Origin of the sequence: Sphingomonas sp. Sph1(2015), assembly GCF_001970915.1 — a bacterium.
Taxonomy (GTDB): Bacteria; Pseudomonadota; Alphaproteobacteria; order Sphingomonadales; family Sphingomonadaceae; genus Sphingomonas; species Sphingomonas parapaucimobilis.
On sequence record NZ_MQUI01000013.1, the window covers coordinates 20,094 to 43,153 of the forward strand.

Below are 23,060 nucleotides of genomic sequence, written 5' to 3' on the forward strand. Positions count from 1 at the left end.
GTCTGCAAGACTGCGGCGGCGGCAAGGGCAGTCAGCATGACCTCGGTCCTGTCAGTTCATCTGGCCGCGGAGGAAGGCGATCAGTTTCGCATCACTCCCCGTGCGTTCGAGGATGGGCAGGATGACCCGCCACCCGTTGTCGCTGTTGGTCAGGATCACGATGCCGTCGCCGCTCGCACGATCGATCGCGGCGAAGGTGAAGGCCCCGGCATCCTTGCCGGTGTGGAGCATCGTTGTGCCTCCGGGAAATCCGAGAAGCTGCCAGCCGAGGCCAAAGCCGGTCCATGGTGGACAGCTGGCTGCTTTCGATCCGGCACATATTTCGGGCGTCAGATCGGCCTGCGATCTGCTGCGCTCCGCCGCGACGGACGCGACCAGGCCCCTGTCGTTGCGCGCATCGGTGAGGAAGCGCGCATAATCACGCGCTGTCGCGTGCGCGAGATCGGCAGCGTTGTAGCGCGTCACACGCTCTACAGGGAGCGGCTTGCCGGCGTCGTCGTAGGGCACGGCGATCGGCGCCGCCTCGCCTTGCGCCGACACATACCCGGAAGCACGCATGTGGGCGGGTGCGAACAGCCAGCGGCCAGCCAGCGTCTCGAACGACTGCCCGGTGCGACGCTCGGCGTAGCGCGCGGCATATTGATACCCCTCGCCCGAATAGCCGGTGGTCGTGCCGGGATCATGATCGAACGCCAGCCCCTTCGCATCGCGCCAGTTCGGCAACCCGGTGCGATGGCTCAGCGCCATGCGGACGGTGAGCTTCATCCGCCGGGGATCGCGCGACAGATCGGGGTCGCTCCAGTAGCGATCCATCGGCTCATCGAGCGACAGCTTGCCGGCCGACACTAGTCGCAGGATGACCTCCGCCGTCAGCGGCTTCGTCAGCGAGGCGAGATTGTAGGGCGTGGCGACACTCGCCGCCCGGTTGGGGCCTGCCATGCCCCAGGCACCTGTCGAGACGATCCGCCCGTTGCGGATCACGGCAACCGAAGCGCTCTCCACGTGCAGTTCTCGCAGAGCCGTGGTCATGTCCGGCAGAGAGGCTTTGGCTCTAGCGTCCGCCATCGAGGCGCACGCCAGCAGCGCAATCAAGCCTGCGTGAACTGTCCGCTTCAGAAGATTGGCTGTATTACCCATGCGCCACACGTATCGTCATGGCAGTCTGGCCACAACACCTGCCGGGTCTTTGGGGAAAGTTTCGTGATTGTCCCCATAAGGACCCGTGCAGACCCCAACCGGTATCTGACGCCAAGGCGCCGAGAAGCCGACACTCCATGCCGAACCCGACCGCGATCGACGCGGGTACGGGTGCCCGAGCACTGGAGATCGTCATGCCGTTCCTCGACCGCCGCCGCGTCATCACCGCCATGCTCGCCGCCGCTGCCAGCGGCAGTTTCATCATGGGGGTCATGTCGGCGGCGACGCCGGCCCATGCGCAGTTCGGCGGGATCGTGTTCGATCCGCGAAACTATGCGCAGAACATCCTGACCGCCGCGCGCACGCTGCAGAGCGTCAACCAGCAGATCCAGCAGCTGCAGAACGAGGCGCAGATGCTAGTCGCCATGGGTAAGAATCTGAGCCGTATCGACTTCCCGCAGCTCGACGTCCTCAAGCAGAAGCTTGCCGAGATCGACCGGCTGATGGGCCGGGCGCAGGCGATCGACTTCCGGGTCGGCCAGCTCGACGACCAGTTCAAATCGCTGTTTCCCGCCGACTTCTCCTCGGCGCTCCGCACCGATGCCCGCCTGCGTGATGCCCGCGCGCGGCTCGACGCCAGCATGGGTGCCTTCCGCCAGACGATGACGGTGCAGGCGCAGATCGTCGAGAACGTCCGGTCCGACACACAGGCGCTCGCCGACATCGTCGCGCGCAGCCAAGGCGCGGAAGGCTCGCTTCAGGCACAGCAGGCCACCAACCAGCTCCTTGCCTTGACCGCCAAGCAGCAGTTGCAGCTCCAGCAGATGATGGCCGCGCAGTTCCGTAGCGAGGCGATCGAGCAGACACGGCGCGCGACGCAGGCACAGGAGGCACGCGCGGCGACCAGGAAGTTCCTCGGCTCCGGATCAGCCTACACGTCCCAATAGCTCCACGGCGTAGACAGGCTCGATCCGGCCGGCGGCCGGTGATGCCCCGATCATCGGTCGCCGTCGCGGCGCGCGGTCCCGCTCCCCACCGCGCCCCGCGACATTCTTGCCACGTTGCCAGGAAGAGGATCCCATGAACGACCTCAATGTCATCGACCGCTTCTTGGCTGCGTTCGTTACCTACATCGACAGCGGCTTCGGGCTGCTCGGTCCTGACGTCGGCTTCCTGACCGCAACGCTGATCGGCATCGACATCACGCTTGCCGGCCTGTTCTGGGCGATGGGAGGCGAGGACAATGTCATCGGCCGCTTCCTGAGAAAGATCCTCTATGTCGGCGCCTTCGCCTTCATCCTGAACAGCTTCTCTCGCCTCGCCGACATCATCTTCCGCTCGTTCGCGCAGGCCGGGCTGACCGCCGGCGGTGGCACGTTGTCTGCGGACGACCTGCTGAAACCCGGGCGGCTCGCCGGGACCGGCTTCTCGGCGGCGTGGCCGCTGCTTGACCAGGCGAGCGAGATGGTCGGCTTTACGACCTTCTTCGACAATTTCCTGACGATCATGATCCTGCTGTTCGCCTGGGCGCTGGTGATCGTCGCCTTCTTCATCCTCGCGGTGCAGATGTTCGTCTGCATTCTCGAGTTCAAGCTGACGAGCCTGGCGGGCTTCATCCTCGTGCCGTTCGCGCTATGGAACCGTACCAGCTTCCTTGCCGAGCGCGTGCTGGGCAATGTCGTCTCCTCCGGCGTGAAGGTGATGGTGCTGGCCGTCATCGTCGGGATCGGCTCCAATTTCTTCGCCGAGTTCACGCAAGCGCTGCAGGGCCAGGAGCCCGACATCGGCCAGGCGATGAGCCTCGTGCTCGCCAGCCTGTCGCTGTTCGGCCTCGGCATCTTCGGGCCCTCGATCGCCTCGGGGCTGGTGTCTGGCGCCCCGCAACTCGGCGCAGGCGCGGCGCTGGGGAGTGCAGTCGGCGCCGGCGGCATCGCGATGCTGGCGGGCGGTGCGGCAGTCGGCGGCGCGCGCGCCCTGGCCGGCGCCGCGCTGGGTGCGGTGCGTGCCGGCACCGCGATGGGATCGGCAGCCTCGACCGCCGCGCAACTCGGTCGCGAGATGGGCGGCTCGGCGGTCGGCGGCATGGCCGCCGCCGCCAAGGGCGCGGCGGCCCAGAAGATGCAAAGCACCTTGGGGCTCGGCGCTGTCGCGGAGCGAGGTCGCAACGCAGCCTGGTCGGCGCTCCACCGAACGTCCGACGCGTCGCCGGGCGCGAGCGACGCCGGGGGCGGCACGCCCGCCTGGGCGCGCGCGCTGCGTGACCAGCAGACCAGCCGCCACCGCCGCCAGGTCGCGATCCACGCGCTCAGCCAGGGCGATCGTGGCGGCGGCTCCGCCATTCCCGACATCAAGGAAAGGAACGACTGAACCATGGTCTTCAAACGAAGCGTGCAGCGCTACGGGCGAACGCCGCAGCCCGAGACGCCCTACCAGCGTGCCGGGCAGCTGTGGGACGAGCGGATCGGCTTGGCGCGCGTGCAGGCGCGCAACTGGCGGCTGATGGCGTTCGGCTGCCTGTTCCTGACCGCAGGCACGTCGGCAGCCCTTGCCTGGCAATCGATGCAGAGCCGCGTCACGCCCTATGTCGTCGAGGTCGACAAGCTCGGCGAGGCGCGCGCGGTCCAGCCGGCCGACGTCGCATACCGGCCGACGGACCCGCAGGTGGCGTGGCACCTGTCGCGATTCATCACCAACATCCGCTCGGTGTCGCTCGACCCGGTGCTGATGCGCCGCGACTGGCTCGAGGCCTATGACTTCGCGACCCAGCGCGGGGCCCAGTTCCTGGGGGAATATGCCCGGTCGGCAGTGCCCTTTGCCCAGGTCGGCGACCGGACGGTGTCGGTGCAGGTCACCAGCGTCGTGCGCGCGTCCGACACGTCGTTCCAGGTAAAATGGACCGAGACCATGTTCGAGCGTGGAAGCCAGGCGGGCGTCCAGCGCTGGACGGCCATCCTCACCATCGTCACGCGCGCGCCGACATCGGCCGAGGTGCTGCGCAAGAACCCGCTCGGCATCTATGTCGACGCCATCGACTGGAGCCGCGAACTGGACGCTGCACCATCGTCGCCACCCACACGCCCCGCCGCCCAGTCGCCCGCGTCCCTGCCACTCGGATCGCCGCTCGACCCTTCCCTCGGCGCCCGACCTGACGCCGCAAACCTGTCCAACATGCAGGAGAATAACCCATGAAGCTCGTTATCTTGCCGGCCATAGCCACCATGGTCCTGGCCGGTCCCGCGTGGGCGAAGGATCAGGCCGCGGCACCGCTGAAGGCGGTGCGGTCCGCCACGCAGAATGCCACGATCGAGCCGGCAGCGACCGGGTTCGTCAGCGGCGCGCAGGTCTATCCGTTCAACGACGGCACGATCTATCAAGTCTATACAGCGCCGGGACTGGTGACCGACATCAGGCTCCAGCCGGGTGAGACGCTCGTCGCGGTCGCGAGCGGCGACACCGCCCGTTGGGTAATTGGCGACACCACTTCCGGAGGGAGTGGCAGCGGCTCGGGCGACGGCAAGCAGACGCATGTGCTGGTCAAGCCAGTCTCGTCAGGCCTGCTCACCAACCTGGTCATCATGACCGACCGGCGTGCCTATCATCTCAGGCTCGTCAGCACCCCGGCAACGGCGCTGTCCTCGCTGCGCTGGACCTATCCGCAGGACGAGCTGCTGGCCGTGCGACGCAAGGCGGAAGCCGCGCAGGCTGCAGCGCCGGTGGCGACGGGGCTGGCGATCGAGCAGCTGCATTTCGACTACGCGATCAGCGGCGACCGCCCCCCATGGCGGCCACTGCGCGTGTTCGACGACGGGGCAAGGACCTATGTCGAGTTTCCGGCTTCGCTGGCCAATGGCGATGCACCGCCCCTGTTCGTCATCGGCCCAGATGGGAAGGTGGAACTGGTCAATTACCGGCTGCGCGACCGCTTCTATGTCGTCGACCGGATCTTCGACGCGGCCGAACTCCGGCTCGGCTTGAAGAAGCAGCAGGTCGTCCGCATCGACAGGATCGGGCCATCCGCTCAGCGGAGGGGGGCATGACCGAGATTGCCGAACCTTCGTCAGACGCACCTTCGCCCGCCGAAGCCATGCTTGACGCGCCCGCACCCGAGGCGCCCGCCCAGCCGGCGAAGGTCGACCCGGAGACATTGGCCATCCGTTCCCGTCCGGCACGCGCGATCCGCTTCCGCAAGGGTGCGATCATCGGCCTCGCCGCACTGGGCTCGGCCAGCCTGATGGGTATCGCGTGGATGGCGTTGAAGCCGCAGGTCTTCCGGCACGTCGCGCAGGACAGCGAATTGTCTCAGCCAATGGCAAAGCCCGCCGCCGACGCACTCTCTGGCCTCCCGGCCAGCTATGGCGATGCGCCCAGGCTCGGCCCACCGCTTCCCGGCGACCTTGGCCGGCCAATCCTTCGCGCACAGGAACGGGCCAAAGCGACCGTTGCTCCTCCGTCCGTCGATACGGTCGCGGCAGCACGGCAGCAGCGGATGGCCGACCTCAAGGCGGCGCGAGAATCGGGCCTGATGGCGCAGGTCACGACCGGCCATAGCGTGGTCACCCCTGCTTCCTCCGTCGGCCCCGAAGACCCTGATGCCATCCCTGCGACGGCGACGGGGACGCGCAAGGAGCAGTTCGCCGCGGCCAGAGACACGGGCGGCGATCTCAACGTCGGCGCCCTCGTCACTCCTGCTTCGCCCAACAGCCTGCTGGCGGGCAGCGTGATCGCGGCAAGCCTCATCACCGGCCTGAGTTCCGACCTGCCCGGCATGGTCACCGCGCAGGTCACCCAGAACGTGTTCGATACCGTCACGGGGACGATCCTGCTCGTACCACAGGGTGCCCGGCTGATCGGCAAGTATGACAGCGTCGTCGCGTTCGGGCAGCGCCGTGCGCTGGTGATCTGGCAAAGGCTGATCCTGCCCGACGGCAGCTCGGTGCGGCTCGACAACATGCCTGCCACCGACCCGGAAGGCTATGCCGGGCTTGCCGACTGGGTCGATTTCCACACATGGACGCTGCTCAAGGGTGTCGCGATCGCGACCATGCTCGGCGTCGGTTCCGAGCTGTCGATCTCCGGCGGAAGCGACCTCGTGCAGGCGATCCGCCAGTCCGCCCAGATGAACGTCGCGCGGGCCGGCGACCAGATCACCCAGCGCAACCTCGACGTCCAGCCGACGGTCACGATCCGTCCCGGCGCGCCGGTCCGCTTGCTGGTGACCCACGATCTCATCCTCGCCCCTTATCCGAGAAGGACAAGCTGACATGGCCGATCTCAAGCTCGGCAAGCTGCCCGACCGCACGCCGGTCAAGCTGGCCATCACCATCACGCCGGACCTCCAGTCGTCGTTGCAGGCCTATGCTGCGGCCTATGCCTCGACCTACGGCATTGAGGAGCCGGTCACCGAATTGATCCCCGCGATGTTGTCGGCCTTTCTGGAGAGCGATCGGGCGTTCGTGCGCGAGCGCGACGCGCGAGTACGGGGGCAGAAATGATCGAGCGGGCATGGGAAAGGAAGATCAAGCCGCTGACGGTCCGCGTGGCAACGGCGGTTTGCATCACCGGCCTCAGCCGCTCGCGGATCTACGAGCTCATCCAGTCGGGCTACCTCGAGACGACGAAGGTCGGCCGTGCCACGCTGGTCCAGTATCGCAGCCTCAAGCGGTTTACCGACAATGAGGGTGGCGGAGAGGGGCATGCCGGACATGTTTTGCAACGCGACTAGCTTAGCTCCGTAAACGCCGTGTCGAGACGTGCCAGACGATCGGCGATCGCGCGGCTTACGCTGGCATGGACGTCGTCGGCGAAGTCGTCCGGCATTGCTTGCCGCGCGACGTCCGCGGCCGTGACGGCTTTTTTGCGAATGTCGGTGATGACCTTGTCGATAATGGTCGGGCCGATACCCGCGGCTCTCGCGGTCTGGACGAAGTGCCGGCCCAGGACTTCCTCGATCCGGTAATGGCGGCTGGTGCCCGCCGACATTGCCAACCGGAAACTCTTCTGTGCCAACTGTCCGCGATCGACAGCATCCTGGACGCTCAGGACATCGTAGAAGGGCGTCAGCTTGAAGCCGCCGCCCGGACGCAGGAAGAGGCTGAAGTTTTTCGCATGTCCGTCGGTCGCGCCGATGAGCCAGAAGATGATCTGGCTCGACAGGAATGTCGCCTGATCCTCGGTCGGATCGTCGCTACCGCCGAGCAGTCTTATGATGTCCGCCGCGGCGGGACCACCTTCGCTTTGGTATTTCTGGGAGGATGGCACGCCGAGTGCCTGGCAGCAGTCTTCCTGCGGAACGCGCAGCAGCCGACCATCGGCGAGCCATCGGCGATCGAACCGCTCTACGACCAGCGCGCGCCGCGCCCCGAAGGTGACGATCTCGGTTTTCGCGACCGGCAAGCCGAAGGCGCCCAGCAGCTCCAGACAGTAATGCTCGTTGTCGACACTGGCGGTCATGTCGACCGTGCCGGTCGAGGTCGGAATCTCGCCGAGCTGAGGCTTTAGGATATGCGTTGTCGGAGTCGTTCCGATTGGACGCAGCCACTGGCCGTCGTGGCGCAGCAGCGCGGTCTTCTCCTGCGCACCCGCAATCGAGATTCGGAATTCTTGGCCAGGATCGATCCCGAGCGGCGCACCTTTGAGATTGTCGAGGAGGTGTTCGATATCCTCGTCGCCCAAAGCTTCGCCCCGTACATCGCCTTTGGCGTCGATGGCTTCACCGTCGGGCAGAAACTGCATCGCGCCCACGCAATCCCGGCCGATACGGGTCAAGAGGCTGTATGGATCGGTACCTTCGGCACCTGTGCGCTCCGCCACGCGGCGTCGGATATCGGCGCTGTCGGGGAGCAGGTTGTCGAAAACGGCGAGTACCGGTGCGCCGCGATAGGTGGTTGCGCGAAGCGGCAGTGACAGCGAGGCCGCGAAGGCGTGGTCCCACTCGAGCCAGCTCAGGTCATAGCGGAACGATACGGCGCCACTCGTTTCCTTCTCGAGGCGGCCGACGAGGCGATTATTGATCAGCACGTTCAGGGGAACGTGGGTCTTGCGGCGCGCCATTGTCAGAAGATTTCGCTCAGGTCGGCGCTGCCCTTGCTGCGCGGTGCGATCTGCATGTCGAGGTCGAGCGCTGCCAGGATACCGAACAGGGTTTCGAGCTTTGTACCCGTCTGCCCACTTTCGATGCGGGAGATCGTCTTCTGCCCGGTGCCAACCAAGGCCGCCAGAGCCTGCTGGGTGAGGTTGCGCTTGGTCCGCGCGTTATGGATGAGCGCACCGAGCTGTTTGTGAGAGCGAGCAATGTGGGCCATGGGAGACGCCTTTCAGTGACGGCATACCCTATAAGGGATAAACTAGCGATATACCTTGAAGGGCATATTGTATATTTATACCCTACAGGGAGTAAATACAATTTATACCCTGTGGGGCATTATCTACGTTAAGGACTCTGGGCTATATCGGGCGTCCGCGAGGGTAGCGACCAGAGGCAGGGAGGAGCTATTCTCGTCAGCGTGGCTGGACGACGACATGTAACGCGCGCGATCCCAACGTTTGCCAGCCTTGCCTTCACGCCCTTGCGCACATTTGGGTGGGGCGCCGTCGATATCCACCAAGCATTGCGACACTCGCGCTCTTTGCCTCGGGTTGCAAAACAGAATGAACCCAGACGGAGCAGCTTGGCACCACGCCAGCGGCGTCGATGCCGTTCCTGCAGCATCGCGAGAGACGGTAGCGAATGTCCCTCGCGAGCACCCCGGAGGACCTAGAGAGGCTCTACTCCACTTAGCTGGGAAACAGGACCTTAGCGGTTCCCAACCGCAAAAACCGAAAGGTGGTACCCATGTCTGCTAATCCTGACCGCTTTCTCCGTCTGAACGCCGTCCTGGCGCAGACAGGACTTTGCCGTTCCACCCTATATCGCAAGATGGCCGACGGCACCTTTCCAAGGAGCACTCAGCTCAGCACCCGCTGCATAGGTTGGCGTGCATCGGCCATCGACGAATGGATGCGCAATCCCGCTTCCTACGATCCTGCAGGATGACGCCGCCATCATCTGGCAGGCGTCGCAAGTCTTACGCTCGCTTCCGAAACTTGCCCTTGATGACGGCACCGCCGATCCGAAGTTGGTCGAGATAATCCGACCACCACTGCGCCATGCGCACCCGTTCCGCCCAGTGCGCGCCGCGATGATAGGCGGCGCGCACCTTGTCCTTCTCGCCATGGGCCAGCGCGCGCTCGATGGCATCGGGATGCCACAGCCCTGACTCGTTGAGGAGCGTGCTGGCCATGGCGCGGAAGCCGTGGCTGGTCATCTCGTCGTTCTCGAACCCCAGGCGGCGCAGCGCGACGTTCAGCGTGTTGTCGGAAATGCAACGCTTGGTGGTATGAAGCGCCGGGAAGAGGAATTCGCTGTCCCGCGCCAGCGACCGCAAATCCTGCAACAGGAACAGCACCTGCCGCGACAGCGGCACGGCATGCGGCTGCTTCATCTTCATGCGCTCGGCCGGCACGCGCCACACCTTCTCGGCAAAGTCGATTTCGCTCCACTTCGCCTGCCGCAACTCTCCCGGGCGCAGGAAGACATGCGGCGCGATCCTGAGTGCATGCAGGGTCTCGGGCCGCCCCGTGTACCCGTCGATTGCGCGCAATAGGTCGCCGACCTTCTTGGGCTCGACGATCGCGGCATGATGCTTGACGCGCGGAACAGTAAGGGCGCCGCGCAGGATGTCGGCTGGATTGCGCTCGGTGCGCAGGGTCGCGAAACCATAGCGAAAGACACGGCCGGCAAAGGAGCGTAGCCGAAGCGCCGTCTCATGATGCCCGCGACGCTCGACCCGCTTCAGCACGTCGAGAAGCTCATGCGGGGTGATCGCTGCAATCGGACGCTTGGCGATGCCATCGAGGAGTTCGAGGAACCAGCGCGCCTTCTTGATGGTGGCGGGGGAACGTCCCTCACGCTCCATCTTCTGGATATATTCCTCCGCCACCAGGGCGAAAGTTGTCTGCGCGGCGAGTTCGGCCTTCAGTCGCCGCTGGCGCTTTTCCTCCACAGGGTCGATCCCGTCATCGAGTTCGGCCTTGGCCTCGTCGCGCTTCCGGCGCGCCTGCATCAAGGTGACATCGGGGAAACTGCCCAGCGATAATTTGCGCTCGATGCCGCAGCACCGGTAGCGAAAGCGCCAGAGCAGGGCGCCGGATGGCTGCACCAGTAGATACAGGCCGTCCGAATCGGCCACCTTGTAGGGACGCTCTGCCGGTTTCAGCGCCCGAATCTGCACAACCGTAAGCATGGGGCCACGCCTCCTGCAACGTTCGTGGCCCCATGATTCGTGGCCCCTTTTGAGTGGGCCACGGCGGAACATAATGAGATTTCACGGGACCGCCGAGAGGCAGTTTACCGCAGATTTCTGCGGTTTTCCAGGTTTGTTCCGGGGACGTGATGGTGCCGCTTACAGGACTCGAACCTGTGACCCCCGCATTACGAATGCGATGCTCTACCAGCTGAGCTAAAGCGGCCCGTCTCGTGAACCGGCTGGTGTCCGGTCAGGTGGGGGCGCTTAACAGGTCGGTGGGGGGCTGGCAAGCGGCTTGTGTGCGGGTGGGGCGATCTTCACCTGTGGTTAACGATGTCGGGGCATGACAGGATCATGACCAGGAAGACCGTCATGGACCGCGAACCGCAAAATCCCCGGGATCCCGTTTCGGCTCGTCCGGCAGGCGAAATCGCGGGCGGGGCGGAGGATGCGCTGTCGCGGCTGGGCGCGGTGGAGCGGCGGCTTCATGCACGGGCCTATCACCACTGGGTCTCGCTGTCGGGGGAGGCGCGGTTTCCCTCGATCCGGGCGCTGGATACCGAGGCGATCGGCGATTTCGCCGCCAATTCGGTGCTGCTGGATTTTCGCGGCGACCGGATCGACCCGGCCATCGCCTATATCGGCCAGGCGCTGCGCGAGGAATGCGGCACGGCGGCGCGACCGGCGCGGATCGGGGAATTGCCCGGGGAGTCGCTGCTGGCCCGGCTGACCCGGCATTTCGACCATGTGCTGGCCGATCAGGCACCGGCCGGGTTCGAGGCCGAGTTCGTCAACGCGCGCGGGCGCATGACGCTGTATCGTGGCATATTGCTGCCCTATTCGTCCGACGGGTTGATGATCGACTTCATCCACGGCGTCCTCAGCTGGAAGGAACTGGCCGATCCGCTGTTGCAGGCGGCGCTCGATTCGGAGCTGATGGATTCCGCCGCGGGGGAGATCAAGGCGCCGCCGCCGGGTTCGGCCGCCGCGCTGTGGAACGCAGCCCCGTCCTCCAGCGGGGAGGAGGCCAGGACTATCGCTACCATATCATGGCCAACCGATGCGCAGCCGGGGACCCCCGTGGTGATGGTCGGCCGCGTGGCGGAGGATGGTAGCGTTTCTATCAGCGGGACGGTGGTCGGCGACGCACGCTTGGCCGAAAGGGTATTGCGCGCTTCGCAATGAAAATTGCGCTGCGGCGCAACATCTTTTCTCTCGGTGCAGAGGGTTGAGCGGCGCGAAAGCCCGGCCTAGGACTTACCGCCATGGCACCGAATATGTCGCATCCGATGGCCGACGCGATTGCCGCGCGGCTGACCCAGGGCGCCCTTCCGGCGGAGTTGCAGGGGTTCGGCCCCGCGGAGGTGGCTGCTGCGGCGGCCTTCGTCGCGGAGGTGGCCCAGCAGCGCTCGCCCGGCGAGCCTTCCATTGCGCTGGAGCCGATGTCGGGCGACGACACGCACCGCCGGATGCGGCTGGCGATCGTCAATGACGACATGCCCTTCCTGGTCGATTCGATCGCGGCGATGGTCGGCGCGGACGGTATCGCGATCGACCGGGTGATCCACCCCGTCCTGCCCGTCACCCGCGATGCCGAGGGACAGCTTCAGGCGATCGGCACGGGCGGAAAGTCCGAATCCTTCATCTATCTGGAAATGGAACGCGCCGATGCGCGCGACCGGCGCGGGCTGGTCGATGATCTGCGCGCCGTGCTGACCGATGTTCGCGCGGCGGTGGCCGACTGGTCGGGATTGCAGGATGCACTGGCCGCCGATGCGACGACGCTGGGCGAGAAGAATGGCGAGGGCGCGGCGCTGCTCCTGTGGTTCCTGGGCGGCAAGCTGACGCTGCTGGGCCATGAGAAGTGGTTCGAGGACGGCCGCGACGCCCCCGCGCTCGGCGTCGCGCGCACCCCGCACAAGGTGCCGCTGCTCGCCGAGACGTCGCGCCAGCGCGCGCTGGATTATTTCGTCGAGGGCGGGGCGGCGCCGCTGCTGCTCAAGTCCAATGCGATCTCGACCGTGCATCGCTCGGTGCCGCTGGACCTGGTGCTGGTGCCGGTGATGGAAGGGGGCCGCGTCGTCGGCCTGTCGATCCATGCCGGGCTGTGGACCAGCGCCGCGCTGGCCAGCCCGCCGCATGAAGTGCCGGTGCTGCGCACGCGCCTCGCCGCGCTGCAGGCCAAGTTCGGGTTCGATCCGCGCGGCCATACCGGCAAGGCGCTGACCCATGCGCTGACCGCGCTGCCGCATGATCTGGTCACGGCGTTTCCGGGTGAGGCGCTGGAACAGCTGGCGCTGACCGCCATGTCGCTGGCCGACCGTCCGCGGCCCGAGCTGGTGCTGATCCGCTCGGTGTTGCAGCGGCATCTGTTCGCCTTCGTCTGGCTGCCGCGCGACGAACTGACCACCGCGCGGCGTGTCGCCATCGGCGAGATGCTGGGCGAGGCGGCGAACGGCTCGCTGCTCAACTGGTCGATCGCGCTGGAGGACGGCGTCGTCGCGCTGATCCGCTACACCATCGACCTGCGCCAGGACGGCCGCCTGCCCGACACGGCGGCGCTGTCGGAGCGGCTGCGCAAGATGGTGCGCGGCTGGATGCCCGATGTCGAGGCCGCGCTGGCCGAGCAGGTGCCCGCGCCCCGCGCGGCCCGCCTGGCGCTGCGCTGGGCCAATGGCTTCCCGACCAATTACCGCAATGTCAGCGATGCCTCGGAAGCGGCGGCGGACATTCTGCGGCTGGCGTCGCTGGAGAATGAGTCGAGCCGTTCGGTCCGCCTGTTCCCGGTCCAGCCGGGCCAGGATCGCCAGCTGAAGATCTACAAGCTGAACGGCGCGCTGCCCCTGTCGGACGCGGTGCCGGTGATGGAGAATTTCGGCTTCCGCGTGATCGGCGAGTTGCCGACACGACTGCGCGACGATGCCGATCCGTTCGTCCACGACTTCATCGTCGAGACCGAGGCGACCACCGAGCCCAAGGGCGCGGCGGTTCTGGAGGGCGCGATCGCCGCCGTGCTGGAGGGCAAGGCGGAGAATGACGCCTTCAACCGCCTGATCGTCGATGTAGGTCTCAGCCCGCAGGCGGTGGTGCTGTTCCGCGCCTGGTTCCGCTATCTGCGCCAGGCGGGGCTTCCCTATGGCCTGACCACGGTGGTCGACGCGCTGCGCCGCGCGCCCAGGCTGGCGACGGCGCTGATCGAGCGGTTCACGGCGGCGCACGACCCGAAGGCGACCGGCGATATCGCCGCTGCAGATGCCGCGATTGCGGCGGGCCTCGACGCGGTGTCGGCGATCGACGACGATCGCATCCTGCGCAGCTTCCGCGACATGATCGCGGCCACGCTGCGCACCAACGCCTTTGCCGAGGCGGGCAAGGAAGCGCTGGCGTTCAAGCTGGACAGCCATCAGATCCCGGGGCTCCCGGCGCCGCTGCCGTGGCGCGAAATCTGGGTCTACAGCCCCCGCGTCGAGGGCATCCATTTGCGCGCCGGACCCGTCGCGCGTGGCGGCCTGCGCTGGTCGGATCGCCGCGACGACTTCCGCACCGAGATCCTGGGCCTGATGAAGGCGCAGCGGGTGAAGAACGCCGTCATCGTGCCGACCGGTGCCAAGGGCGGTTTCTACCCGAAGCAGCTGCCCTCGCCCGTCACCGACCGCGACGGCTGGGCCGCCGAGGGCAAGGAAAGCTACCGCGTGTTCATCCGCGCCTTGCTGTCGATCACCGACAATATCGTCGAGGGCGCGGTGGTGCACCCGGACGGCGTGCGCGTGCTGGACGGCGAAGACCCCTATTTCGTGGTCGCCGCCGACAAGGGCACCGCGACTTTCTCCGACGTCGCCAATGCGCTGGCGCTGGAGCGTGGCTTCTGGCTGGGCGATGCCTTCGCCTCCGGGGGCAGCCAGGGTTACGACCACAAGGCGATGGGCATCACCGCCAAGGGCGCCTGGGTTTCGGTCCAGCGCCACTTCGCCGAGCGGGGTGTGGACGTGCAGACGCAACCCATCCGGGTGGTCGGTTGCGGCGACATGTCGGGCGACGTGTTCGGCAACGGGATGCTGCTGTCCAAGGCGATCAAGCTGGTCGCTGCGTTCGACCATCGCCACATCTTCCTCGATCCGAACCCCGATCCCGCGACGAGCTGGGACGAGCGGGCGCGCATGTTCGCTTTGCCCCGGTCGAGCTGGGCGGATTACGACACCAGCCTGATCTCGCCCGGCGGCGGCGTCTTCCCGCGTTCGGCCAAGACCATCCCGCTGTCGGACGAAATCCGCGAGGCGCTGGGCATCACCGCGACCTCGTTGGAGCCGGCGGCGTTGATCTCCGCGATCCTGAAGGCTCCGGCCGACCTGCTGTGGTTCGGCGGCATCGGGACCTACATCAAGGCGGCGGCCGAGAATAACGTCCAGGTCGGCGATCCGGCCAATGACCGGCTGCGCGTCGATGCCGAGGATCTGCGTGTCACCGCCATTGGCGAGGGCGCGAACCTGGGCGTCACCCAGGCCGCGCGCATCGCCTTTGCCGAGCGCGGCGGGCGGATCAACACCGACTTCATCGACAATTCGGCGGGCGTCGACTGCTCGGACAACGAGGTCAACATCAAGATCGCGCTCAACCGCGAGATGATCGAGGGCCGCCTGGCGGAGGACGACCGCAACACGCTGCTCGCCTCGATGACCGAAGACGTCGCGCATATCGTGCTGGAGGATAACCGCCTCCAGACCTTGGGCCTGTCGATCGCCGAGGCGGACGGCGCGGGCGCGATGCCCAGCTATGTCCGCGTCATCGAAATCTTCGAGAGCGCCGGGCGGCTCGACCGCGCGGTCGAGGGGCTGGGCAGCAACGATGTGCTGCTGCGGCGCGGGCAGGACGGCATCGCGCTGACCCGGCCCGAACTGGCAGTGCTGCTGGCAACCGCCAAGCTGACGCTCCAGGACGCGATCGAAACCAGTCCGCTGGCGCTCGACGACGAACTGCGCGCCGATCTGCACGCGGCCTTTCCGCCCGCGATGCGCGAGCAATTTGGCGAGGCCATCGACCAGCATCGCCTGCGCGGCGAGATCGTCGCGACCAAGCTCGCCAACCGGATCGTCAACCGGATGGGCATCCTCCACCCGTTCGAGCTGGCGGAGGAAGAGGGCGCGGCCATGGCCGACATCGCGGCGATGTTCGTCGTGGTCGAGCGGCTGTTCGACCTGAACGGTCTGTGGACCGCGATCGAGACGGCGGCGATGCCCGAGGCGGCGCGCATCGCGCTGTTCGACGAAGTGGCACGCGCCACCCGTTCGCAGATCGCCGACCTGCTGCGGTCCATGCCTGCGGGCACATCACCCGGCGCGGCGCTGGAGCGGTTGCAGCCGGGTATCGAACGGCTGGCGGCGGAAACGCCCGCCCTGCTGCGCGACGAGGCCAAGGCGCAGAGCGCGCGGGTCGTCGCCGCGCTGGAGGAGGCGGGTGCGCCCGCCGATCTCGCGGCACAGGTGGTGCGCGTGTCGGAACTCGACGGCGCGGTCGGCTTGGCCGATCTGGGCCAGCGCCTGTCGCTCGATGAGACGCGGTTGACCCATGCCTTTACCCGTCTGGGTCAGGCGCTGGGCCTCGACTGGGCGCAGGGGCAGGCGGCGCGGATCAGCCCGAGCGATCCGTGGGAACGGCTGCTGATCGCAGGGCTGGCGCGCGACTTCCAGCAGCAGCGGCTCGACTTCCTGGGCCGTGCGGGCGCGACCGACCCCGAAGCGGCGGTCGAGGCATGGCTGGAGCGCAATGCGGCGCGTGTCGGCCAGTTCAAGGCGGTGATCGACCGGGCGCGCCTGGCCGCCCAACCGAACGCCGCGATGCTGGCCCAGATCGCTGGCCAGGCACGGGTGCTGCTCGGGCGATAAAGGAAAGACCTGTTCCCCGGCGAAGGCCGGGGTCCAGTTCCTGTGTCGCTGGAGGCGCGCAAAACGCCGCGTGGGAGTTCCCTCCTGCGCGGCGTTTTTGTTCACGCGAAGCCGCGATGACGCGAAGATTGATTTCACGCGGAGACGCGGAGACGCGGAGAATAGGGTTTGTTCGCGCAGAGGCGCAGAGAGTTAGACTGTGACGACGTGACCTTGAGCCTGGTCGAGCCCTTCCCCTTCAGGGGAGGGGTTGGGGTGGGGCATCGCCGCGAACGTGACGCTTGCGGCAGCGCCCCACCCCCGGCCCCTCCCCTGAAGGGGAGGGGTGAGTCCATCTCATGTTATCGCAATAGCAACGCGCGCAGCGCTCTCTATCGTCAGCGCTCGCTATAAGAGGGCCGCTGGCGCGGCGAGCGAGACACCTCCGCGTCTCCGCGCCTCCGCGCGAACCAACCTTCTTTCTCTTCGCGGCCTCGCGGCTTCGCGTGAACAAAAATCAGATCGCCGCACATTTCTCCAGCAGCCAGTCGCGATCCGCGCCCTCCAGTTCCGGCGCCAGAACCTCCGCCACCCGCGCATGGTACGCGTTGAGCCAGTCCCGCTCTCCCGAAGTCAGCAACTGAGGAACGATCAGCGTGCGCTCGATCGGGCAAAGGGTCAGCGTCTCGAAGCCCAGCATGTCCCGGTCCGCGCCCGGAATCGCACGCGGTTCGACCAGCACGAGATTCTCGATGCGGATGCCATATTCGCCCGCCTTGTAATAACCGGGCTCGTTGGACAGCATCATGCCTGCCCGCAGCGGCTCCATCGCCGCACCGCCGGGATAGTTGGGCGCGGCGATACGCTGCGGCCCCTCATGCACCGACAGATAGGCACCGACGCCGTGGCCGGTGCCATGGGCATAATCCAGCCCGACCTCCCAGAGCGGCCGCCGCGCCAGCGAGTCCAGATGCCCGCCCAACGTCCCGTCCGGGAAGACCGCCGTGGCGAGGCCGATATGCCCCTTCAGCACGCGGGTGAAGCGGTCGCGCATCTCGTCCGTGGCCTCGCCGATCGGCATGACGCGGGTGATGTCGGTGGTGCCGTCCTGATATTGCCCGCCGGAATCGATCAGGAAGAGCTGACCCAACTCGATGGCCGCATTCGATTCCTCGGTGACGTGATAATGCGGGCTGGCGCCATGTGCGCCGGTCGCCGAGATGGTGGAAAAGCTGGTGTCCTTGAGCAGCCCGGTCGCCTCGCGGCACGCCAGCAACTGCGCGGCGGCGGACAGTTCGGTCTGCCCGCCCCTGGGGCATTCGCGCTCGACCCAGTGCAGGAACTTCACCATCGCCGCGCCGTCGCGCACCGAGGCGGCACGGTGCCCGGCGACTTCGGCCGCATTCTTGATCGCCTTGGTCAGCACGACCGGATCGCGCAAGCCCAGCACCTTGGCCCCGCCCGCCTCCAGCGCTTGTGCGATCGCCGCCACCGCGCGTTCGGGGTCGGCGACGACGCGCCTGCCTGCGAAACCGCCCAGATAGCCCTCGAACGCGGCACGGTCGTGCAGCCGCACCGCATTGCCCAGATGCGCACGCACCTCGGGCGTGATCTTCTCGGGTGCTACGAACAGATCGGTTTCGCCGTCGGCATGGACGATCGCATAGGACAGGGCGACCGGCGTATGCGCGACATCGGTGCCACGCACGTTGAGGGTCCAGGCGATCGAATCCAGCGCCGACAGCACCACCGCATCGGCACGCTGCTCGGCCAGCCATTCGCCGATCTTCGCCCGCTTGGCGGCCGAGCTTTCGCCGGCGATTCCGTCGTCCTGCACGCGCAAGCCGGCAGGCGAGGGGGCGGGGCGGTCGGTCCATATCGCGTCGATCGGGTTGGACGTGACCGCGACCAGCTCGGCATCCCGGTCGGCCAGCGCGGCGGCCATGTCGGCGACCTGCTGGCGCGTATGCAGCCACGGGTCGTATCCGATCCGCTGCCCTGCCGCCGTCTCGCGCCCCAGCCAGCCCGCCACGCTGTCCTGCGGCACCGGGATATAGGCATAGTCCTCGCCCGACACCTGCTCGCGCACCTGAAGGGTATAGCGCCCGTCGGTGAAGATCGCGGCCTTGTCGCTGAGCACCACCGCCGACCCCGCCGAGCCGCCGAACCCGGTCAGCCAGCCAAGCCGCTGCGCATAGTCGCCAACATATTCGCTCATATGCTCGTCGGTCAGCGGCACGACGAAACCGTCTAACCCTTGCGCGGTCAGTTCAGCACGAAGGGCGGCAAGGCGGGCGGAATGGGACATGGAACGGCCTGACAGCAATGGGAAACGCGGCCGGTCTAGCCCTCCGTCCGCACAGCGTCGAGCCTGTGGGGGGCTTGATCGATTTGTCTGATGATATACGATCTGGAGCGACTGACTTGGGAGGGGTTTGCATGACGATCGACAGGCGAAGTATCCTGGTGGGGGCGGGCGCGGCGGCGCTGGCGGGTGGCGCTATGGCACGCGCGGCACAGCCGGATGCGTTTCACCCCGGCGAGGTGTGGAACGATACGAACGGCGTCGCGATCAATGCGCATGGCGGCGGCCTGCTGCGTCATGGCGGGCGCTGGTGGTGGCATGGGGAGCACAAGACGGCGGGCGAGGCGGGCAATACCGCGCTGGTCGGCGTCCATGCCTATAGCTCGGCCGATCTGGTGAACTGGCGCGACGAGGGGGTGGCGCTGCCCGTATCGGACGATCCCGACAGTCCGATCACGCGCGGCTGTATCCTGGAGCGGCCCAAGGTCGTCTATAACCCCCGCACCCGCAAATTCGTGATGTGGTTCCATCTGGAGCTGAAGGGACGCGGTTACGGCGCGGCGCAGGCGGGCGTCGCGGTGGCCGACCGACCGCAGGGACCGTTCCGCTTCCTGCGCGCGGGGAGGGTCAATCCGGGCATCTGGCCCGCCAATGCGACCGCAGGGGACAAGGCGCCGGACACCAAGCTGGCCCAGGACATGCCCGGCGGGCAGATGGCGCGCGACATGACGATCTTCGTCGATGGCGACACCGCCTGGCATGTCTATGCGTCGGAAGAGAATGCCACGCTCCAGATCGCCCGGCTGGCCCCCGACTGGACGAGCCATGACGGCTATTATGTCCGCGCGCTGCCCGATGGCGGGAACGAGGCGCCTGCGCTCTTCAAGGCCAAGGGGCGTTATTACATGTTCGCCTCCGGCCTGACCGGCTGGCGGCCCAATCCGGGGCGGGTCTATGTCGCGGACCGGGTGACGGGACCGTGGCGCTCGCTGGGCAATCCGGTGCGCGGGAGCGAGGAGGACCGGAAGACGACCTTCCACTCGCAATCGACCTCCGTCCTGCCGCTACCGCCCGAGCGTCCGGGGGCTGAGCCGCGCTTCATCTTCATGGCCGATCGCTGGCGGCCGGAAAATGCGATCGACGGGCGCTATGTGTGGCTGCCGGTGGAATGGGAGGGCGAGACGCCGGTGATGCACTGGCGGGATCGCTGGACGCTGGCCGATGGGTGGAAGGCCAAGTAACCCGAGCAACCGTTCAGCCTGAGCGAAGTCGAAGGCCACGGGGAACCCGTCTTGGCCAAGCGCGGGACGTGCGCTTCGACTTCGCTCAGCGTGAACGGCCGTTGGGGATAGGGGTAACGGGGGCAAGAGCGTGGGAGAAACCTTGGCCCACCCCTTCCGGCGGGGCGTAAGCCTAGCTACATCCGGGCGATGACCGAACCCGCCGCGCCGACGCCGCCCATTGCTCAGACCCGTCCCCACAGCTTCACCGCACACGGGATCACCATCACCGACCCCTATGCCTGGCTGAAGGACCCCGCCTATCCGGAGGTCGAGGACAAGGACGTTCTCGCCTATGTCGAGGCGGAGAACGCCTATTTCGAGGCGGTGATGGCCCCGCGCCAGCCGCTGATCGACCGGCTGTATGAAGAGATGAAGGGCCGGATCAAGGAGGATGAATCCTCCGTGCCCCAAAAGGATGGCGACTGGCTCTACTGGACCGCGTTCGAGACCGGCGGACAATATCGCAAATGGTGGCGCAAGCCGGTTGCGGGTGGCGCCGACGAGCTGCTGCTCGACGAACCCGCGCTGGCCGAGGGCAAGGAATATTTCCGGCTGGGTGCCTTCTCGATCAGCAACAATGGCCGCTATCTGGCCTATGCGATCGACGACAATGGCTCCGAACGGTTCGAGGTGCGGGTCAAGGACCTGACCACCGGCGAACACCTGCCCGACGTCATCCCCGGCATGTTGTCCGAGATCGTCTGGGTCGCCGACGACAGCGGCTTTCTCTACGGCGTGGCGAATGCGCAGTGGCGCACCGACAATGCGCGTTTCCACAAGCTGGGCACGGCCGTCGAGGATGATGTCGAGTTGTTCCACGAGGATGACGAAGGCTACCGCGTCGCCGTCGCCGAGACCTCTGCGCGCAACTGGATCGTGATCGCGACCGGAGACCACGTCACCAGCGAGGTGCGGCTTCTCCCGGCCGATAATGTCTTTGCCGAGCCGATCCTGGTCGCGCCCCGCAAGGAGGGGCGCGAGTACGACGTGGACGAGCATGACGGCACGCTGTTCATCCACACCAATGACGTGGACCCGCAATTCCGCCTGTGCACCGCCTCGATCGACAATCCCGGCGAGTGGCACGAGCTGATCGGTCCCAACCCGCATTTCTACATGACCGGGGTGGAGTGCTATAAGGACTTCTTCGTGGTCGAGGGGCGCGAGGACGGTTTGGACCGGATCGCCATCCATCGCTACGACACGCCGACCGTTCCCCAGCGGATCGATTTTCCCGAGGCGAGCTATACGGCGGGCCTGGGCGACAATCCCGAATATGACGTGTCGATCCTGCGGCTCGGCTATGAATCGATGGTCACGCCGGGCACCGTCTATGACTATGACGTGGCGACCGGCAGCCTGACCGTGCTGAAGGTGCAGGACATCCCGTCGGGTTATGACGCGGACAAGTATCGGACCGAGCGGCTGAAGATTCCTGCTCGCGACGGGACGATGGTGCCGGTGTCGATCGTCTACCCCAGGGACTGCCCGCGCGACGGGTCGGGCAAGCTGTTCCTCTATGCGTACGGCGCCTACGGCTATGCGATTCCGCCGGGCTTCTCGACGGGCCGTATGAGCCTGCTCGACCGCGGTTTCGCCTATGCCATCGCGCATATCCGCGGTGGCGACGATCTGGGTCAGCAGTGGTATCTGGACGGCAAGCTGGAAAAGCGGACCAACACCTTCCATGATTTCGTCGACGTGGCGAAGGGGCTGATCGACGGTGGCTGGACCAGCCAGGGCCAGATCGCCATTGCGGGCCGTTCGGCGGGTGGCGAACTGATGGGCGCGGTGGTCAATTCGGATCCCGAGCTGTGGGGCGCGGTGATCGCGGACGTGCCGTTCGTCGACGTACTCAACACGATGATGGACGCCGAGCTGCCGCTGACGCCGGGCGAGTGGCCCGAATGGGGCAACCCGATCGAGGACAAGGCGGCGTTCGAGCTGATCCGCAGCTACAGCCCCTATGACAATGTCCGGCCCCAAGCCTATCCGCCGCTATTCATCTCGGGCGGGCTGAACGACCCGCGCGTCACCTATTGGGAGCCCGCCAAATGGGCCGCCAAATTGCGCGCGACCAAGACCGACGACAATTTGCTGCTGCTCAAGACCAATATGGGCGCAGGGCATGGCGGCAAGTCGGGCCGGTTCGAGAGCTTGCGCGAAGGGGCCGAGGAGCACGCCTTCATCCTGTGGCAGATGGGAGTCGAATCCTGAGCATAGAGGCGATCGTCGCGCGCTACGGCGTCGCGGCCATCGCGCTCGGTGCCGGGCTGGAGGGCGAGACGGCGGTCGTGACGGGGGGTATCCTGTCGCACCAGGGGCTGATCGGCTGGCCCGCCGCCTTCCTCGCCGCCGCGATCGGCTCGTTCCTGGCGGACCAGGTCTTCTTCACCATCGGCCGGCGGGCGCGCGACGGGCGCTGGGTGAGCAAGTTGCGCAAGCGGCGGGTCTATGCCCGCGTGACCAGGCTGATGGAGCGTTATCCGGTCGGCTTCATCTTCGCCTTTCGCTTCCTCTACGGGCTGCGCACGATCAGCCCGGTGGCGCTGGGCACCAGCCATGTGTCGACGCGGTTGTTCGTCGCGGTCAATGCGGCATCCGCCCTGTGCTGGGCTGCGATCTTCACCGGTATCGGTTATCTGTTCGGCGAGGCGTTTCACGAACTCGCCGCGCGCTACCGCCCCACGCTGCCGCATATCCTGATGGCGGCCGGACTGGTGATGGTCGCCGCCGCGATCGGCTGGGGCGTGCGCGCATTGTGGCAGCGATACAGGGAATCGGACGAACAGGCATGAGCCGCTTCACCAAGACCTTCACCGCCCTCCGTGAGCATATCGACGAGCTGGGCCATGTGAACAACGCCGTCTGGGTCCAGTGGATTCAGGCGATCGCGGGCGCGCATTGGGAAGCCGTCGTGCCCCCCGAACATGCCGCCGCCCATGTCTGGGTCGTGACGCGGCACGAGATCGACTATCGCGGCAATGTCGTGGCGGGCGAGACGGTGACGGCCGAGACCTGGGTGCCCAATCCGCCCAAGGGCGCGCGCTTCGACCGGCATGTCCGCTTTCTGGATGCCGGGGGGCGGGTAAAGGTGGAGGCGGTGACGACCTGGGCGCTGATCGACCGCGCCACCGGCCGGTTGCTCCGTGTCACGCCAGAGATCGCCGCGCCCTTCTTCCGGCTTTGACCG

At 66.6% G+C, this 23,060-nt stretch carries 19 protein-coding genes and 1 tRNA gene; 14 read left to right on the forward strand and 6 right to left on the reverse strand.

What is annotated here, in order from left to right:
* Positions 1 to 51: 51 nt before the first annotated feature.
* Complete coding sequence (locus BSZ14_RS07525) at positions 52 to 1,029, reverse strand: serine hydrolase domain-containing protein (protein ID WP_241823682.1); 978 nt, start codon at positions 1,027 to 1,029, stop codon at positions 52 to 54.
* A 302-nt stretch (positions 1,030 to 1,331) separates the two neighbouring features.
* Here BSZ14_RS07525 and trbJ point away from each other — a divergent pair, with 302 nt between their 5' ends.
* The 7 genes from trbJ to BSZ14_RS07560 all read left to right on the forward strand — a co-directional run bounded on the left by trbJ (position 1,332) and on the right by BSZ14_RS07560 (position 6,859).
* Positions 1,332 to 2,084 (forward strand): P-type conjugative transfer protein TrbJ, encoded by a 753-nt coding sequence (gene trbJ / locus BSZ14_RS07530; protein ID WP_076710492.1) that lies wholly within the window; start codon positions 1,332 to 1,334, stop codon positions 2,082 to 2,084.
* 133 nt (positions 2,085 to 2,217) lie between these two features.
* A complete protein-coding gene (gene trbL / locus BSZ14_RS07535) occupies positions 2,218 to 3,504 on the forward strand; it encodes a P-type conjugative transfer protein TrbL (protein ID WP_076710447.1) in 1,287 nt (428 codons plus the stop codon).
* A gap of 3 nt (positions 3,505 to 3,507) precedes the next feature.
* The gene (gene trbF, locus BSZ14_RS07540) at positions 3,508 to 4,326 is read left to right on the forward strand and encodes a conjugal transfer protein TrbF (protein ID WP_076710448.1); all 819 of its coding nucleotides are present in this window, start codon (positions 3,508 to 3,510) and stop codon (positions 4,324 to 4,326) included.
* Complete coding sequence (gene trbG / locus BSZ14_RS07545; RefSeq protein ID WP_076710449.1) at positions 4,323 to 5,174, forward strand: P-type conjugative transfer protein TrbG; 852 nt, start codon at positions 4,323 to 4,325, stop codon at positions 5,172 to 5,174. Before trbF ends, trbG begins: the two co-directional genes overlap by 4 nt.
* A 47-nt stretch (positions 5,175 to 5,221) precedes the next feature.
* Complete coding sequence (locus tag BSZ14_RS07550) at positions 5,222 to 6,397, forward strand: TrbI/VirB10 family protein (RefSeq protein WP_076710493.1); 1,176 nt, start codon at positions 5,222 to 5,224, stop codon at positions 6,395 to 6,397.
* Position 6,398: 1 nt separating this feature from the next.
* Positions 6,399 to 6,629, forward strand: coding sequence for a DUF2274 domain-containing protein (locus BSZ14_RS07555; protein WP_042485086.1), 231 nt, complete (start codon positions 6,399 to 6,401; stop codon positions 6,627 to 6,629).
* The gene (locus BSZ14_RS07560) at positions 6,626 to 6,859 is read left to right on the forward strand and encodes a DNA-binding protein (RefSeq protein WP_076710450.1); all 234 of its coding nucleotides are present in this window, start codon (positions 6,626 to 6,628) and stop codon (positions 6,857 to 6,859) included. The genes BSZ14_RS07555 and BSZ14_RS07560 overlap by 4 nt, the downstream gene beginning before the upstream one ends.
* Here the strand turns inward: BSZ14_RS07560 and BSZ14_RS07565 are convergent.
* Positions 6,856 to 8,187: a type II toxin-antitoxin system HipA family toxin gene (locus tag BSZ14_RS07565; RefSeq protein WP_076710451.1), complete on the reverse strand. Its 1,332-nt coding sequence runs from the start codon at positions 8,185 to 8,187 to the stop codon at positions 6,856 to 6,858. The genes BSZ14_RS07560 and BSZ14_RS07565 overlap by 4 nt on opposite strands.
* A gap of 2 nt (positions 8,188 to 8,189) precedes the next feature.
* On the reverse strand, positions 8,190 to 8,438 hold the full coding sequence (locus BSZ14_RS07570) for a helix-turn-helix domain-containing protein (protein ID WP_076710452.1): 249 nt from the start codon (positions 8,436 to 8,438) through the stop codon (positions 8,190 to 8,192).
* A 530-nt stretch (positions 8,439 to 8,968) separates the two neighbouring features.
* On the opposite strand from BSZ14_RS07570, the gene BSZ14_RS07575 reads away from it, so the two are divergent.
* Complete coding sequence (locus BSZ14_RS07575; RefSeq protein ID WP_076710453.1) at positions 8,969 to 9,169, forward strand: helix-turn-helix transcriptional regulator; 201 nt, start codon at positions 8,969 to 8,971, stop codon at positions 9,167 to 9,169.
* Positions 9,170 to 9,200: 31 nt separating this feature from the next.
* Here BSZ14_RS07575 and BSZ14_RS07580 read toward each other — a convergent pair whose 3' ends face one another.
* The gene (locus tag BSZ14_RS07580) at positions 9,201 to 10,418 is read right to left on the reverse strand and encodes a tyrosine-type recombinase/integrase (protein WP_076710454.1); all 1,218 of its coding nucleotides are present in this window, start codon (positions 10,416 to 10,418) and stop codon (positions 9,201 to 9,203) included.
* Positions 10,419 to 10,568: 150 nt separating this feature from the next.
* Positions 10,569 to 10,644: transfer RNA gene (locus BSZ14_RS07585), tRNA-Thr, on the reverse strand.
* A 131-nt stretch (positions 10,645 to 10,775) separates the two neighbouring features.
* Between BSZ14_RS07585 and BSZ14_RS07590 the strand changes: the two genes are divergently transcribed.
* On the forward strand, positions 10,776 to 11,606 hold the full coding sequence (locus BSZ14_RS07590) for a hypothetical protein (protein WP_139330365.1): 831 nt from the start codon (positions 10,776 to 10,778) through the stop codon (positions 11,604 to 11,606).
* An 80-nt stretch (positions 11,607 to 11,686) separates the two neighbouring features.
* On the forward strand, positions 11,687 to 16,300 hold the full coding sequence (locus BSZ14_RS07595; RefSeq protein WP_076710456.1) for an NAD-glutamate dehydrogenase: 4,614 nt from the start codon (positions 11,687 to 11,689) through the stop codon (positions 16,298 to 16,300).
* 496 nt (positions 16,301 to 16,796) lie between these two features.
* On the opposite strand, the gene BSZ14_RS07600 is transcribed toward BSZ14_RS07595, so the two are convergent.
* On the reverse strand, positions 16,797 to 18,587 hold the full coding sequence (locus BSZ14_RS07600) for an aminopeptidase P family protein (protein ID WP_076710457.1): 1,791 nt from the start codon (positions 18,585 to 18,587) through the stop codon (positions 16,797 to 16,799).
* 131 nt (positions 18,588 to 18,718) lie between these two features.
* On the opposite strand from BSZ14_RS07600, the gene BSZ14_RS07605 reads away from it, so the two are divergent.
* The 4 genes from BSZ14_RS07605 (at position 18,719) to BSZ14_RS07620 (ending at position 23,057) form a co-directional block, all read left to right on the forward strand.
* A complete protein-coding gene (locus BSZ14_RS07605) occupies positions 18,719 to 19,825 on the forward strand; it encodes a glycoside hydrolase family 43 protein (RefSeq protein WP_076710458.1) in 1,107 nt (368 codons plus the stop codon).
* A 189-nt stretch (positions 19,826 to 20,014) separates the two neighbouring features.
* Positions 20,015 to 22,084, forward strand: coding sequence for a S9 family peptidase (locus tag BSZ14_RS07610; protein ID WP_076710459.1), 2,070 nt, complete (start codon positions 20,015 to 20,017; stop codon positions 22,082 to 22,084).
* The gene (locus BSZ14_RS07615; protein ID WP_241823683.1) at positions 22,060 to 22,665 is read left to right on the forward strand and encodes a DedA family protein; all 606 of its coding nucleotides are present in this window, start codon (positions 22,060 to 22,062) and stop codon (positions 22,663 to 22,665) included. Before BSZ14_RS07610 ends, BSZ14_RS07615 begins: the two co-directional genes overlap by 25 nt.
* On the forward strand, positions 22,662 to 23,057 hold the full coding sequence (locus BSZ14_RS07620) for an acyl-CoA thioesterase (protein WP_076710460.1): 396 nt from the start codon (positions 22,662 to 22,664) through the stop codon (positions 23,055 to 23,057). Before BSZ14_RS07615 ends, BSZ14_RS07620 begins: the two co-directional genes overlap by 4 nt.
* Positions 23,058 to 23,060: the final 3 nt, after the last annotated feature.